Source organism: Pseudomonas sp. GW821-FHT03A09, from assembly GCF_059421065.1.
This window is the reverse complement of the sequence record NZ_JBWKUX010000003.1, coordinates 115,481-130,096: the sequence shown is the minus strand read 5'-3', so window position 1 is coordinate 130,096 and position 14,616 is coordinate 115,481. Positions and strand designations below refer to the sequence as shown.

11 protein-coding genes are annotated in these 14,616 nt (G+C 57.5%); 7 read left to right on the top strand and 4 right to left on the bottom strand.

Features of this window, described 5'->3' with window-relative positions; translation table 11 throughout:
* Positions 1-36 precede the first annotated feature (36 nt).
* Entirely contained in the window at positions 37-960 is a 924-nt protein-coding gene (locus tag AC07V4_RS05900) for a substrate-binding domain-containing protein (RefSeq protein WP_492635606.1), read from the bottom strand.
* Between the two features lie 293 nt (positions 961-1,253).
* Here AC07V4_RS05900 and AC07V4_RS05895 point away from each other — a divergent pair, with 293 nt between their 5' ends.
* On the top strand, positions 1,254-1,931 hold the full coding sequence (locus AC07V4_RS05895; protein ID WP_492635607.1) for a sterol desaturase family protein: 678 nt from the start codon (positions 1,254-1,256) through the stop codon (positions 1,929-1,931).
* Positions 1,928-3,028 carry an SMP-30/gluconolactonase/LRE family protein gene (locus tag AC07V4_RS05890; RefSeq protein ID WP_492635608.1) on the top strand — a complete coding sequence of 367 codons (1,101 nt, stop codon included), beginning with the start codon at positions 1,928-1,930 and terminating at the stop codon, positions 3,026-3,028. The genes AC07V4_RS05895 and AC07V4_RS05890 overlap by 4 nt, the downstream gene beginning before the upstream one ends.
* 74 nt (positions 3,029-3,102) lie before the next feature.
* Here the strand turns inward: AC07V4_RS05890 and AC07V4_RS05885 are convergent, their stop codons facing one another.
* Positions 3,103-4,545, bottom strand: coding sequence for a hypothetical protein (locus AC07V4_RS05885; protein WP_492635609.1), 1,443 nt, complete (start codon positions 4,543-4,545; stop codon positions 3,103-3,105).
* A gap of 394 nt (positions 4,546-4,939) precedes the next feature.
* Between AC07V4_RS05885 and AC07V4_RS05880 the strand changes: the two genes are divergently transcribed.
* From AC07V4_RS05880 to AC07V4_RS05860, 5 genes are all read left to right on the top strand, one after another.
* The gene (locus AC07V4_RS05880) at positions 4,940-5,203 is read left to right on the top strand and encodes a hypothetical protein (protein ID WP_492635610.1); all 264 of its coding nucleotides are present in this window, start codon (positions 4,940-4,942) and stop codon (positions 5,201-5,203) included.
* 290 nt (positions 5,204-5,493) lie between these two features.
* On the top strand, positions 5,494-6,276 hold the full coding sequence (locus AC07V4_RS05875) for a nucleotidyltransferase domain-containing protein (RefSeq protein ID WP_492635611.1): 783 nt from the start codon (positions 5,494-5,496) through the stop codon (positions 6,274-6,276).
* 51 nt (positions 6,277-6,327) lie between these two features.
* Positions 6,328-7,611 carry an HlyD family secretion protein gene (locus AC07V4_RS05870; protein ID WP_492635612.1) on the top strand — a complete coding sequence of 428 codons (1,284 nt, stop codon included), beginning with the start codon at positions 6,328-6,330 and terminating at the stop codon, positions 7,609-7,611.
* Positions 7,608-9,734, top strand: coding sequence for a peptidase domain-containing ABC transporter (locus AC07V4_RS05865; protein ID WP_492635613.1), 2,127 nt, complete (start codon positions 7,608-7,610; stop codon positions 9,732-9,734). Before AC07V4_RS05870 ends, AC07V4_RS05865 begins: the two co-directional genes overlap by 4 nt.
* Positions 9,731-11,092 carry a TolC family protein gene (locus AC07V4_RS05860; protein WP_492635614.1) on the top strand — a complete coding sequence of 454 codons (1,362 nt, stop codon included), beginning with the start codon at positions 9,731-9,733 and terminating at the stop codon, positions 11,090-11,092. The genes AC07V4_RS05865 and AC07V4_RS05860 overlap by 4 nt, the downstream gene beginning before the upstream one ends.
* A 6-nt stretch (positions 11,093-11,098) precedes the next feature.
* Here AC07V4_RS05860 and AC07V4_RS05855 read toward each other — a convergent pair whose 3' ends face one another.
* Together AC07V4_RS05855 and AC07V4_RS05850 are read right to left on the bottom strand one after the other, a co-directional pair.
* Positions 11,099-12,163 (bottom strand): lipocalin-like domain-containing protein, encoded by a 1,065-nt coding sequence (locus tag AC07V4_RS05855; RefSeq protein WP_492635615.1) that lies wholly within the window; start codon positions 12,161-12,163, stop codon positions 11,099-11,101.
* On the bottom strand, positions 12,153-14,615 hold the full coding sequence (locus AC07V4_RS05850; protein WP_492635616.1) for an ABC transporter permease: 2,463 nt from the start codon (positions 14,613-14,615) through the stop codon (positions 12,153-12,155). The genes AC07V4_RS05855 and AC07V4_RS05850 overlap by 11 nt, the downstream gene beginning before the upstream one ends.
* Between the last annotated feature and the right edge of the window lies 1 nt (position 14,616).

Here is a 14,616-nt window from a genome sequence, read left to right as displayed (position 1 = left end):
CCTTGAGCCCCACGGATTGCGTGAGGCCTGGGGGATCTACCAGCTGAAGTCCTTGGCCTTGGCCTGGTCGATCAGGGTGATGTCCACCGGGATCGTCGCGGGCACTTGCGAGCCCCATTTCTTGGCCAGGGCAATGCCCAGGGCGAGGCGGATCTGGTCGCGGGGGTACTGAGCCGAGGTGGCGATGAACTTGCTGCCGGGTTTCTGAATCGCCTTGATCGCTTCCGGCGCGCCGTCGACGCTGACCAGTTTTACGTCCAGGCCGCTGGCTTCGATGGCTGACAGCGCACCCAGGGAGCCGTTGTCGTTCACACTGAAAATACCCTTGAGAGTGGGCTGGGCCTGCAGCATGTTTTCGGTGACGGTCAGGGCTTGGTCACGCTCCTGCTTGCCGTTCTGGATGCTCACGATCTTGATGTCCGGGTGCTTGGCCACGGCCTCTTTGCAACCGCGCACACGTTCGAGGATCGGTACCACGGCGATGCCGTCGAGGATCGCGATATTGCCTTTGTCGCCGATGTTCTTGACCAGGTATTCACAGGCCTGGAACCCCGCGTCGAAGTTTTTCGAGCCCACGAAGGAGTCCAGCGGGCCATCGGCTTGGGCGTCTACCGCCACCACCACGACACCGGCGGCATGGGCGGACTTGACGGCGGACTGCACGCCTACGGAATCCGTGGGGTTGATCAGCAGGATATCAATGCCTTTTTGCAGCATGTCTTCGACATCGCTGACTTGCTTGGACACATCGTGACGGGCGTCGGTGATGATCAGCTTCGCCCCGATGGTCGCGCCCGCTTCTTCGAGGGCGTTTTTCATGGTGACGAAATAAGGGTTGTTGATTTCCTGGAAGGAAGCGCCAATGCGAATGGGCTTGGCGGCTTCGGCAAACGCTGGGACGGCACTGCCGAGGGTGATGCTGGCAGCCAGTAAACACAGGGTTTTCGGGAGCATTTTCATGGCGTGAGTCTCTGTTTTGTTTTTATTGTTAGAGCAAATGTTATCGTTAACATTTTGCGAGAAACTAACAAGGAAATAAGAGGGGCGCAAGGGGCCACTGGTCGGCCGCGATCAAAATGTGGGAGCGGGCTTGCCCGCGAATGCGGTGAATCAGCCAATGAATCTGTTGACTGACACTCTGCATTCGCGAGCAAGCCCGCTCCCACATGAGTGGTGCGTTGCCTGCAAAAACTCGCACATTCCCTAGCGCCAACTAAGCTCACTTTCCAACAAAAAAACCTGAGCAGCCCGCCATGCCCCATCCCACCGAAACGTTTCGTGCCCGCTACCGCGCCGACGTCAGCCCGCGTTACAACCCCTGGCTGCATGCCAGTTTCGTCTTGGGCTACGGCATTTTCTGCATCACCGTGGCCTGGTCCTCTACCGCGCATATCACAGTGCTGCAATGGCTGACCGTGCCCTTGACCCTGGTGTTCTTCAACCTCTGCATCTACCTGGTGCACCGCCACCTCGGCCATCACAAGCACGCCTTCGCTCGGCTGTTCTACGCGCGCCATACCGGCGATCACCACAGCTTCTTCACCCCCGGCCACATGACGTTCGACGGCCCTCGGGACTGGCGCGTGATCCTGTTCCCGGCCTGGCTGATCGTGCTGCACAGCCTGGCGATCACCCTGCCCGCCTGGTGGCTGCTCAAGCAACTGAACCCCAACGTCGCCGGGCTGTTTGCCGGGTGCATGATCCTCGGGTATTTACTTTACGAAGTGTTTCACTCCTGCGAACACCTGCCCGCTGAACACCCGGTGGCGCGCCTGCCCTGGGTGCGCCAGATGCACCGGCTGCACGCCCTGCATCATCGTCGTGAGCTGATGCAAGGACGCAACTTCAACATCGTGCTGCCGCTGATGGACTACCTGTTCGGCACCCTGCATTGGGAGCCGGCCATCCACGAAAACCAGGAATCGTCATGAGTACCCGTCCCAAAAAACTACGCCATGTGCTGTTCATACTGTTTCTGGCCGTGATCGCTTTTCTGCTGCTGATGCCCACCAAAGTCCAGCCGGTGAACTGGACGCCACCCAAGGCGCCCTCGTTGAAAGACGGCGTGTATGCAGAAAACCAGCGGCTCAAGGCGGTGCAGAAAATCGGCGCGCAGAACATCCCCGGTCCCGAAGCTTTGCTACTGGATGCCCAGGGTTTCCTCATCAGTGGTTTGCACGACGGGCGTATCATCCGCACCTCGCCCGACAGCCAGGCCCTGGAAGTGCTCGCCAATACCGGTGGCCGCCCTTTGGGCATGGCGCTGCACCCGGATGGGCGCTTGATCATCGCCGATGGCGTCAAGGGCCTGCTCGCCCTGGATAGTGCCCGCCAACTCACCACCCTGAGCACCAGCGCCAACGGCGTGCCCTTTGGCTTTACCGATGATGTGGCCGTGGATGCCGCGGGGCGTTATGCGTATTTCAGCGACGCGTCGAGCCGCTGGGGTTACGGCCAGGATGGCGAAGCGGTCATTGAACATGGGGGTGACGGTCGGCTGCTGCGCTACGACTTCAGCAACGGCAGCACCGAGGTGTTGCTCGACCATCTGCAATTCGCCAACGGTGTAGCGTTGGGGCCGGATGAACGCTACGTGCTGGTCAATGAAACCGGCGCCTACCGCATCAGCCGTTATTGGCTCAAGGGCGAACGCAGCGGCAGTCACGACCTGTTTATCGACAACCTGCCCGGCCTGCCGGACAACCTCAGCTTCAACGGTCACGACCGTTTCTGGGTCGCCCTGTATTCGCCGCGCAACCCGCTGCTGGATGGCTTTGCCGGCTACCCCTCGCTGCGCAAAGTCATGGTGCGCGCACTGATGGTGGTGCCCAAGCCTATCGAGCGCAAAGCCTTTGTGCTGGGGTTGGACACCGACGGCAAAGTGATCGCCAACCTGCAGGATGGCAGTGCGGGCAACTACTCGCCCATCACCACGGCACGGGAGTATGGCGACTGGTTATACCTGGGCTCGCTGAAGAACACGAGCATGGCACGCCTGCCGTTGACGCTGGCATTGATCCACGAATAAGCCCCACGAATAAACCCACGCGAATAAAAAAGGGCAGCCAATCACGGCTGCCCCTCCTGACTCACATCAACCAATCAGTGGATGATGTCCTGGGTGCAAATGTGGCCCAGGCTCACGTACTGCACGTTATTACCGCCCACGCCCACACCGGGGAACTCGGCCAGTTCGATGCGCCAGCCACCCTGGTTGTAGGTGGTCGCCCACTTGTATGGTACGCCGGTGCTGCTGTCGTTGATCACGGTGCTGTAGTCACCGAAGCAGCTGCCAATATTGGCCGTGGCCGAGGACACGCCCGCACTGTTGGTGGTTGCCTTGTAATCCACCCAGCGGTAGTTGAGGTCGACGAAGTGGTTATCCACGCGCAGCACCGGAGTCACGCCCAGCAGCGGTGCACCGGTGGAGTCCGACCATTTGGTCGACCAGTTCAGCACGCGTGCGGTTTGTGTGGCCAGCGGCATCTCACCCACTGGCACGCGCACGATGTTGTCACCCTTCACTTCATGGGTGTCCAGCCGTGGCGTGGAACCCAGGCTCAACTGGTAATACTTGCTCGGGTCCTGCGTCACCGCCGGGTTGGCCCGCACACGTACCTTGACGGTGGTGCCCGGCGCAACGCTTGGGTAGGTCGAGGTGGACCCGGCCGGCACGGTGATCCAATTAACGCCGTCGAAGCGATCGAAGATCCACTGGTTACGGCTGCCGTTCTCATCACCCGCCAGGAACATGCTCACGCTCTGACCGCGCACGGCCTTGAAGTCGAAATAATCGACATCACTGGCGTTATCGAGGTTACCGCTCACCTTGTTCATCGAGTCCGGCAGCACGAACGCGGTTTGCGGCGTGTCGTTGGGCTCGAAGGCGTCGATATTGGTGTCCACCGCCACGCCGAAACTGAACTGCGCGTTGTTCGCCGTCTTGGCCAGCATGAACCAGTAGTAGTCACCGGCCGGCAGTACACCGTCCAGGTATTCATCGGCATTGCCCGGGTTATCGGACGTCGCCACCAACAGCGGGTTGCCCTGGCCGTCATCCACGAACAGGCTCAGGGACATATCGGCACCGGCACTCTGGTTGATCAACTGCACCACCGCCCGCGCGTTTTGCGGCAGGTTGAAGTGGTAAGTGAAATCCTGACCTGTCTGCACCTGGTCGATGGTGTAGAGCGTGTTGACATCCAGGGTCGGAAACAACGGCACAAAGTCAGCGACCGCAGCGCTTTTCAACTGAGCCTGACTCGGCTTTTTCAACTCACCGACGACGGTGTTGAACGGTGCCGGCTTGGTGCCCTTGGTGATCGCCTTGGCCTTGCCCTTCATGGCATCCAGCAGTTTTTGCCGAAGCTCGGCCGAAACCGGCACCGTTTCGATCTTGCCGCCAGGTTTCAGCGCATCAAGGACGGCTTGGTTGACCGTGCCGGGGGTGAGTTTGGGAAGAGTTTGCTCGGCCAGGGCAGAGGCCGAAGTGAAGCAGGCAGCCATCATGGTCGCGCCCAGGATCTGGGCTTTTTTCGATTTCATTTTTTATCCATCCATAGTTAAAAAATTGAAGCTCAGGTGACGGGTGACGTCCTGTCACCTGGGATGGACTGTAGGATAAAACTGTATGCATGTACAGTATTTTTTGCAAAACACTGGATTTTTTGAAAACACCCCCAAGAATAATTCACCACTACCAGCACCGGAAGAGTGTGCAAACAGCATTAACGTTGTTCTGACCCAATCAACAGCATATGAATCAGGAAAATTCCTACTTAAAGCCTGCAAAGTACTTACGGCGACTTCTCAAATATGCAATTAGCTGAATCATTTAACCTGGCTTAAACCAAAAACAATTAAAAAAGTCATAAAACCCTATCAATCTCCCCCTGCACCACAAACAAATTCAATTCCTCATCAACAAGGAATATCAACCATGGTCTATACACACGCCAAACTCGTTGAATTGAACCTTGACGAGATCAACGCCGTTTCCGGGGCTGACAGGGGGGATGCCGCAGTTCAAATAGCCGGAGACATGGGCGCAACAGGAGCGGCCATCGGCGCGGCGATTGGTTCAGTAGGTGGAATAGTCGGTGCAGGTATAGGCGCCGCAATCGGCGGTACTCTAGGCTATGTTGCTGGAGGCTTCGTCGGTGCCGCAATTTATGATGAATTCAACATGCTATGCGAAAGCTAATACAAACCAGGCTACGAGTTCATCCATGAAAAAAAAGCTTAGCAAGGCCACATTAATTAGAATGGGACTTTTGATACCCACCACCCCTTTCTATTTTTCCATATGCGGCCCATACAAATATGAAATAAAGATGTCCATCTTCGCTCTGACTATGTTCTTTTTGTTCCTGACGTTAAACCTTGAGGAAGGAGAAAGAAAAGAGCCACTTAAGCGCTGCATCATTGCAGGACTTATTTGCCCCTTTATTTTAATATTTCTAGCCTCTTACTTCGCGAGAAAGTTCTGACGCCATGAGCAACTTCGAAACCCTACTCCCCGAAGACTTGGTCAACAACAAGCACTTCAGGGCCAACCACAACCTGGGAGGACAAACACATGCTCTGTCCGCCGCGCGCGCCTATGTGCGCGCGCGGCACAAGCGCTGCCTTGTTTCTTTTATCACAGGTTCTTATTCCACCGGACGATACGGAGAGTATTCCGATGTCGACATCTATGTCATCGATGAAAGAGTTAACAAACCACTACGCGAGCAGGTCATCACTACCTTTCCTTTACAAATAGCGATCATGGACACTCATTACTTGCAAAGACTGGTAAATCTCGAACACTCAAATGGCTGCATTGTCATTACACATGCACTGGCCAATGCAAGGTTTGTCTCTGGTGATCGAAATCTCTTCAAGGATCTTAAAAACAATGCCATTCAACGCACCGCGAGCCTCCCGACCTACGACAAACAAATTATTCACCGATGCCGACTGGCCGTCACCAACAACCTGATAAAACTAAAGAAGGTAAAGAGCGAAACAGAGATTTGTTGTGCAGCCGTCAAACTCTTCCAAAGCGTCATAAAGTACCTGCAAATAGAGCACAGCACTTGGATATACAGCAATGAATTTTGTCATTTCAACTTGCACGACTGCGAAGACTTCAATGCAGTTCGCTCACACTTGGCAAAGGCTGTCACAGGTGACACTTACGCTTTCTGTGAAGCAATTTCAAAACTACTGAGATCACGAGGCGAGGTGAAATGGTCTACCCATGACATCGGACTGCTCCCTCTGCATGGCTAAACACTCAAACCGTTGAAAACGAGTTCACATCAAGCACCTTGAGATAAGTTTGTGAGTAATACCCTCTTCCGTACTGCCGCATCCGAAGCACAACAAATCAAATGCCTGGGCGAAATTGTATTGATACGCCCTACTTCCTTCACCTTTCTCACCTTGTTGGCCGGAACACTGGCTGTACTGGTCATGGGCTTTTTTATCTGGGGCTCCTACACCAAGCGCAGCACCATCACTGGCCAGTTGGTCCCGGCCAGCGGTCAAATAAAAGTACATACACCACAAACTGGCATTGTGATGGAGAAGTTCGTCATGGAAGGTCAATCAGTTAAACAAGGCGATCCGCTATTAAGTATTTCCAGCGAACGCTATGGTTCCGACGCAGGCCCAGTACAAGCCAGTGTCAGCTTTCAGTTAAAGCAACGGCGCAATTCGTTGATCGATGAAATAGAGAAAAACCAGCAACTGCATCAGGCCGAACGCGACAGCTTGCAGAGCAAGGTTGCCAGCCTGCGCACAGAGTTGAGTACGTTAGCGGCACAGAACGGCAACCAACGTACCCAGGTGTCCTTGGCGAGTAACGCTGCCGAGCGCTACCAGGGGCTGATGGACAAAGGCTACATCTCCAAGGACCAATGGCAACAACGTCAGGTTGACCTGCTTGCGCAGCGCCAGATGTTGCAGAGCCTGGAACGCGAGCGCACATCACTGCATCAGCAGTTGACGGAGCGGAGCAACGAGCTGGCAGGGCTGCAAACCCGCCAGGCCAACGAACTGGCTCATCTGCATCGGCAGTTGTCAGGATTGGATCAGGAACTGGCGGAAAGCGAAGCGAAACGCAGCGTACTGATTACCGCCCCAGGCTCAGGCATAGCCACCGCTGTATTGGCTGATGTGGGCCAAAGGGTCGACCCTGCCCGCGTATTGTTGAGCATCATGCCCGAGCACATGCGCTTGCAAGCAGAACTCTATGCCCCCAGCCGGTCAGTGGGGTTCATCAAGCCTGGCGACCCTGTCCTGATTCGCTATCAGGCTTACCCCTATCAGAAGTTCGGCCAATATCACGGCCAGGTAATGTCCCTTTCACGCACCGCAATGCCAGCCTACGATCTCGCCAGCATGGCAGGTGAGATGCCAGGCCTGACGCAGAATGGCGAACAGTTGTACCGCTTGCAGGTACAACTCGACGACCAGACAGCTATGGCATATGGCATGCCTCAACCCTTGCAAAGCGGAATGCTGTTGGAGGCTGATGTTTTACAAGACTCTCGGCGCCTCTATGAATGGGTGCTCGAACCTCTTTACAGCCTGACAGGCAAAATCCAGGCGGGGCATCTATGAGTATTCTCGATGCCATTGCCTTGCGTATCGGGCGCAGGCTTCCCTTGCACCTGCAGACAGAGTCGAGCGAATGCGGTTTGGCATGCCTGGCGATGATCGCCGGCTACCACGGCTATCACACCGACATGGCACAGCTACGCCAGCGCTTTTGTGTGTCGCTTAAAGGTGTGGATCTAAAGCAGTTGATCCAAAGTGCGCACCGCCTGCAAATGGGTACCCGCGCTGTAAAAATGGATTTGGAAGGCATCAGGCAACTCAATCTGCCGTGCATACTGCACTGGAACTTCAACCACTTCGTCGTGCTCAAGTCGGTCAATGTGCGGGGCGTCAGCCTCCACGACCCGGCACACGGGCAGCGTCAACTGAACTGGGACGCCGTATCACGTAGTTTCACCGGTGTGGCCTTGGAACTCTGGCCGGATAGCGGGTTCGAGAAACAAGACCCAAAACCACAGCTCAAGTTGCTGGGCATGATGGGTCGAATCACCGGGTTGAGCCGTTCTCTGTTTCAGGTTGTGGTGCTGGCGTTCACGTTGGAGTTTTTTTCGCTGATCAGCCCGTTCCTCTTGCAATGGACCGTCGACAACGTGATTGTCAGCGCCGATCACGACCTACTGCTGACGTTGGTCCTCGGCTTCGGCATGTTGCTGTTGATGCAACAAGCCGTCAGTGGCGTACGAAGCTGGGTGATGATGCACCTGAGCACCCTACTCGGCGTGCAGTGGCGCGCCAATGTCTTCAGCCATCTTGTGCGCCTACCGGCACAATACTTTGAGAAACGTCACCTGGGTGACTTGATATCGCGCTTTAGCGCCGTAGACAGTATTCAACGAACGCTGACCGCAGCCTTTCTGTCGGCTGTTCTCGACGGCGTGATGACCATCGCCACGTTGGGCATGATGTTGCTTTACAGCCCACGGCTGGCGCTGATCGCCATTGTCGCCATGGTGCTCTACGCCTTGGGACGCTGGGCCTGGTATCGACCTCTACGCAATGCGACCGAGGAACAGATCATCCATGCCGCCCGCCAACAAAGCCACTTTCTGGAAACCCTACGCGGTATACGTCCGCTGAAGTTGTTCCAACGTGAAGAGGAACGACGCTCAGCCTGGCTCGGCCTACTGGTCGAACAAATCAACGCCGGCCTGCGTACCCAAAAATTGCAGCTGCTCTATCAGCAAATGAACGGACTACTGTTTGGCGCTGAGAACTTACTGGTCATCTGGCTGGGCGCGGTAACCGTCATCGAAGGGCGCTTCAGCGTCGGTGTGTTGATGGCGTTCATGGCTTATAAAGCCCAATTCGATAGCCGCGTTGCCAGCCTGATCGATAAATTCTTTGAGCTGCGTATGTTGCAACTTCAAGGCGAGCGATTGGCAGACATTGTCCTTCATCCGCCTGAACACACCAGTGGCGAAGTTGTACTGGCTGAGGGGGATGTCTCTGTCGATATTCAGGGGTTGCAGTATCGTTATTCCGAGCATGAACCCTGGGTGCTGGATAATCTGAACTTGCACATTGCAGCAGGCGAATCCGTGGCTATCGTCGGGCCCTCCGGTTGCGGAAAAAGCACGTTAATCAATGTCATGCTGGGGCTTCTGCCGCCCACACAAGGGCAGGTCAAAATCTCCGGTATTGATCTTTCGCAGCTGGGGCTTGATGGACTGCGTCAACTCGTAGGCACCGTACTTCAGGACGACGTGTTGTTCGCGGGCTCCCTCAGAGACAACATCAGTTTCTTCGATACCCAAGTGGATATGCAGTGGCTGATCGAATGCACTCAAGTGGCGTCGATTCACACTGAGATCATAGCCATGCCGATGGGCTACAACTCTTTGGTAGGCGATATGGGCACCGTGCTCTCCGGTGGGCAAAAACAACGCATCCTGTTGGCCAGAGCACTCTACAAAAAACCCAGAATTCTCTTTCTCGACGAGGCCACCAGCCATCTCGACATTGCTTGCGAACGGAGAGTGAACCAGGCGATCAGTCGCCTGCACATTACTCGGATCATGATCGCGCATCGGCCAGAAACCATCACTTCAGCGGATCGAGTCATCCACCTGAATGCTGGAAAAATCATGTGTGAGAGGTCCGACCACATCAGTGAGTGCCTGCCATGAGATTCCTGTTCTATGGTTTGTTAATTAATTTACTCGGATACTCGTTGTTGGTAGAGGCTTTTGAATCGAGTCGTACCAGCGCTGTGTACGATGCGTCACAGGATGAACTCTCCTGCCAGGTCTCCAGGCTACCCGAGCAAGTTTCACTGGATGACGTGATTGAGCGCGTCCTTTGCCACGACCCTCTGACTCGCCGCAGTTGGGCCAACGCCAAAGCCCAGGCCGCACAATTGGGCGTCAACCAAGCAAGCTTTCTGCCCCGCCTAGATGGGCGCCTAAGCAGCCATCGGTCAGAGCGTTCAACCGAAGGGAATCAACAGCAAAACAGCGCCCTCCTCGAACTCAGCTGGGTTTTGTTCGACTTTGGCAAACGCAACGCAGCTCTGCGTAATGCGCGCCATTTGTTGGTGGCAGCAAACGCAGAACAGGACGCAACGTTGCAGAACGCCTTCGCCCAGGCAGCGCAGGCTTTTTACGATGCCCTGGCGGCCCAGCAAAGCCTTCATACGTCAGAAAGCATTGTCGAACTGGCAACGCAAAACCTGGCAGCGGCTGATGCAAGACACAAAGCTGGCGCAGCAGCGCTGTCCGAGCCACTACAGGCAAAAATCGCCCTGTCCCAGGCCCAGCTTCGTCAAATCAGGAACCGAGAAACCTTACATAGCTTGATAGGCATTATTGCCTTGCGCATGGGACTGCCCCCGCAGACTCATCTGAAGTTGAAGGGAGACCTGACGCGCCTGCCAGATACCCAATTCGTAAAAGCTCTGGATCAATTGCTGGTCAAGGCCCAACAGGAACATCCGGCTCTACACGCGGCTCGCGCCCGTTTGGATGCATCTCTTGCAACCATCGAGCAAAGCCAGGCCGCCGACATGCCAAGTCTGGCTTTAGTCGGCAATGTGTCGCAGCAATTGGACAACCAGAAACAGCGAGGCGATAGCAATGCACACAACCAAGACCGCAGCGTCAGCCTGCAATTGACCGTTCCACTCTACGACGGCTTCAGCCGCCGCTATCAGATTCGCAACGCCCAGGCTCGCGCCGAAGCGGATCGAGCTGATCTGGCAAATGTTGAGCAAAACGTAGCTCTTGATTTATGGACCCACTACCAGGCAATGAGCACCGAAGCCCAGAGCCTGTACCGCACTGACGCACTGGTAAAGCAATCACGTCAGGCGCTGGAGGTACTCCAAGGCCGTTACCACGCTGGAGTCGGCAGTATGCTCGAAGTTCTCAATGCACTTACAGCTTACGCCAGCGCCAACGATCAACACATCCAAGCACTGAGCCATTGGCAGACTTCACGTTTGAAACTGGCTGCTAGCCTGGGCCAACTGAGTTTCGCCAAACTGTAGTACCCACTAGTACCCCGTCATCTCCAAATACCCCACCCCACCCTCAAACCCCACCGGCCCTTCCCAGTACGGAATACTCAGGTTCATCCACGCCTTGGGGTTGAGGGCTTGCGGGGTGATGTCCAGCTGCTTTGCGGGAATTTTCAGCGACCAGCGCGTGGGAATCTCGCGGCCGTCGATGTGAGTGGTGGCCAGTGGTGTGAGCTGGATATCGGCGTTGTGCAGGGTCTGGGTTTGGCCCTGCGGGCCGATCCAGGTACCGGTCAAGTAACCGCTGCCGTCGGCTTGCCGGACACGGAACAGCATCAACTGTTCGCCTCGGTCCAGGTGCAGGGAGAACCAGTCCCAACCGGTCTGGCTCGCAGCCAGGGGTTGGCTGCTCCATTCGCGGTCGAGCCAGGCGGGGCCGCTGACCTGGTAGGTTTTGCCGTCGAGTGTGACGCTGCCGTCTGCCGTGAAAAAGGGTTGGCTGTAGTAATACGAGGCTTGGCCCTGGTCGGATTTGCGGCTGTAGCCGTTGTCGCCTTGCAGCACCAGTGGCCGACTGCTGGTCAGGTGCAAGTCATAGGCGAATTGCGCACCGCTGGCCTTGAGCTGCATGTCCGCCAGCGCGTTTGCAACGCCTGGGCGGGTGGCGAAGTTCCAGTCGTCGATCCAGGCATTGAACGGCACCGCCTGGGCGCCCGCCTGGCCGACGCCGCCGCGGGCATAACGTTCGGCAGCGTAGTGCCGGGTGGCAGAGGTGACGGCGGCGTGGCCAAGCCAGATCGTCGAGTCGTGCCAGCCCGGCTGGGTGGTGCCGGCTTTCAACGCGTTGCGAAACAGCGTCCATTGCACGCCGAAGACATTGCCTTGGGCGTCCTTGAGGTTGGCGGTGACGTACCACCACTCGATGCGAAAACCGGCATGGGGGCCATGGTCCTCGGGAAAGCTGAAGACTTTGCCAGGCACCACTTGAGCAAAGTCCGCCGCATCGCTGCCCAGGCCGGCGAAGCTTTCTTCGGGCGCGGGCACTTTGTCGCACGCGCTTAGCAGCAATAAGGCGGCCCACACCCAGGCTTTAATCTTCATGGGCGAATGTCCTCAGTAGGTCCGCCGGGCGGCTGCGATACAACTGCCACAGGGGCCAGGCCGACGCCAGCAGTGTGGCGAGCATCGCCAGCCCCAACAGTTGAGCGAGCTGCCCCGGAAACACCTGCAACGGCAGCCGCCAGCCGAACGCCTGCACATTGATCACCGCGTCCAGGCACCATGCCAACAACAGCCCCAAGGGCAATGCCAGGATCAAGGTGAGCACCGCCAGCAACCAGGTCTGCCCCAGGTTGAGCAGCATCAGCTGCCGACGTGTCACCCCCAGCGCCCACAACGGCGCGAGTTGGCCGAGACGGCTTTGGCTCTGGGTCAGCAAGCTGATGAACAACGCCACACCGGCGACACCGAGGGTGAGGCTGTTCAGCGCGGCGGTAGCGGCAAACGTGCGCTCGAAGACCTGGCTGGACCAGCCCTTGAGTTGCTGCTGATCGATGATGCGGCTGTCTTCCAGGCCAAATTCGCGCTGCACCGCCTGCACCAATGGCGTCACGTTGTGAGGGCTCACGCGCAGGTTGAAGCGTGCCGGTGACAGCGTAGGCCAATGCGCCAACAGATGCTGTGAGTTGACCAACAGATGGCCTTTGGGGTTGCCATAGTCGGCGTAGATGCCCACGACCCTGGGTGACCACAGGCCTTGTGGGGTGGGGATGTCGACGGTGTCGCCCAACCGCACTTTCAGGCGCCGCGCCAATTGCTCGCTGAGCATCAGGCTGTCGTCGTGCAACAAACGCTCCCAGGGTTCTCCTGCTGATTCCAGCAATGGCCAGTGCTGGCGATACGTCGGGTCATCGACCACACCGAACACATCCGCCGGCCAACCCTGCAACTGCACCGCCACTTGCCAGGTGGGCAGCACGGCCTGCACTAACGTCTGTTGCGCCAACCATGTCCCCAATTTTTCCGCCTGGGTCGGGTTTTGCGGGTTGATGTACAACTCGGCGGTCAGGCGTTGCTCCAGCCAGTTATTGAAAGTCTGGCGAAACCCTGAGGTCATGGAGCCCGCCCCGATGTTCGCCGCCAGGGCCAACAGTAACGCCATCAACGCCAGGCTCAAGGCCGGCAGTTGTTGGCGGCAATCGGCGAGGAACCATTGGCCCAGCACAGAACGGCTACGCCCCAGCACGGCCTTCAACAGCCCATTGAGCAGCACCGGCAACCCCAGCGCGGCACCCAGCAGCAAGGCCGCCATCAGCACAAAGCCGGCGGCCAGGCTATCCCCCAACCACAACGTCAGCAACGCGATCATCAGCACGATCGCCGCCACCCAACCCTGGCGTCGCAGCCAACGCCCATGGGCCTCGTGCCAGGCCTGGGCATTCGCCAGTGCCAGCAGCGGCAACCGCGCTGCCCGCCACAAGCTGTTGGCGCCGGCGAGCAAAGCACCAAGCAGACTCAAGCCCAACCCGCTGAGCCACCACCCTGGACTCAAGCTCAACTGCCCCGCCACTTCGGCGCCATACAGGCCGTGCAAACTGGCGGCCACATCCGGCAGCAACAGGCTCGCCAACAGGTAACCACTGGCGACACCCAGCACACCGCCGAGCACTGACAGCACGCCGAGTTCCACCCCCAGGCCCAGGAGCAACATGCGCGCACTGACCCCACAAGCACGCAGCGTGCGCAGCAGGCCACGACGCTGCTCAAGGGCCAGTCCAATGGCGGCGTGGACGATAAACAACCCCACCACAAAAGACAGAAAACCCAGGGCATCAAGGTTCAGGTGAAAGCTCTCGGTCAGGCGAGCGAGGTTGTTGTCTTCACCTTGCTTGAGTTGCAACGCGGCCGGCGGCGTGGGGTGAGTCGTGGCGAAGGTCTTGTCCAACAGCAAGCGCGACAGCCGTCCGGGCATCGCCAGCAGCGGTTGGGCAAAGCCGATATCGGTCAGCAGCGTGCCAGGAGCCATGTCCTGCTGGACCTGCAACGGCGGCAGGCTTTGCCCGCTGGCTGTCCGTGGCTGTGCACCTTCGTGCAATCCAAGCGCCTGTAACGTTTGCGGGGCGATCCAGGTACGTCCCGGCGGGTCGAAGAAGGCGAGCATTTGTGCCTGGCTCAAGCGTTGTCCCGCCACGGCGCCGCTGCCGGGCAACGACAATGGATCAATGCCCATCAATTGCAGGCGTTGATCTTCGTGCCCCTTGAGTACCACCCGCCCCTGCACCACCGGTGAAACCGGCCAGCCAGCCCGGCGCAGTTCGGCAAACAACGTTTGCGGGAAACTGCTACCGTCCGACGCACTCAAGCTGGCCTGGGGTTCACCACCGATCAGTTGGCTGGCGCGCGCATAGCTGTCCCGCGCCTGGCTGTTGAGGGCCTGCACGCCGGTCAACAACGCAGTGGCCAGCCACAAACCGGTCAGCACACTGAAGAACTGCACGGGATGACGCCGCCAATGGCTCAACAGTGCGCGCAACGTCCAATAAAACACCGCCATA

Bases quoted from the DNA above. Each gene is read 5' to 3' on its own strand.
- AC07V4_RS05850 (WP_492635616.1), bottom strand. From the start codon at position 14,615: ATGGCGGTGTTTTATTGGACGTTGCGCGCACTGTTGAGCCATTGGCGG.
- AC07V4_RS05865 (WP_492635613.1), top strand. From the start codon at position 7,608: ATGAGTATTCTCGATGCCATTGCCTTGCGTATCGGGCGCAGGCTTCCC.
- AC07V4_RS05895 (WP_492635607.1), top strand. From the start codon at position 1,254: ATGCCCCATCCCACCGAAACGTTTCGTGCCCGCTACCGCGCCGACGTC.
- AC07V4_RS05875 (WP_492635611.1), top strand. From the start codon at position 5,494: ATGAGCAACTTCGAAACCCTACTCCCCGAAGACTTGGTCAACAACAAG.
- AC07V4_RS05900 (WP_492635606.1), bottom strand. From the start codon at position 960: ATGAAAATGCTCCCGAAAACCCTGTGTTTACTGGCTGCCAGCATCACC.
- AC07V4_RS05855 (WP_492635615.1), bottom strand. From the start codon at position 12,163: ATGAAGATTAAAGCCTGGGTGTGGGCCGCCTTATTGCTGCTAAGCGCG.
- AC07V4_RS05885 (WP_492635609.1), bottom strand. From the start codon at position 4,545: ATGAAATCGAAAAAAGCCCAGATCCTGGGCGCGACCATGATGGCTGCC.
- AC07V4_RS05890 (WP_492635608.1), top strand. From the start codon at position 1,928: ATGAGTACCCGTCCCAAAAAACTACGCCATGTGCTGTTCATACTGTTT.
- AC07V4_RS05860 (WP_492635614.1), top strand. From the start codon at position 9,731: ATGAGATTCCTGTTCTATGGTTTGTTAATTAATTTACTCGGATACTCG.
- AC07V4_RS05880 (WP_492635610.1), top strand. From the start codon at position 4,940: ATGGTCTATACACACGCCAAACTCGTTGAATTGAACCTTGACGAGATC.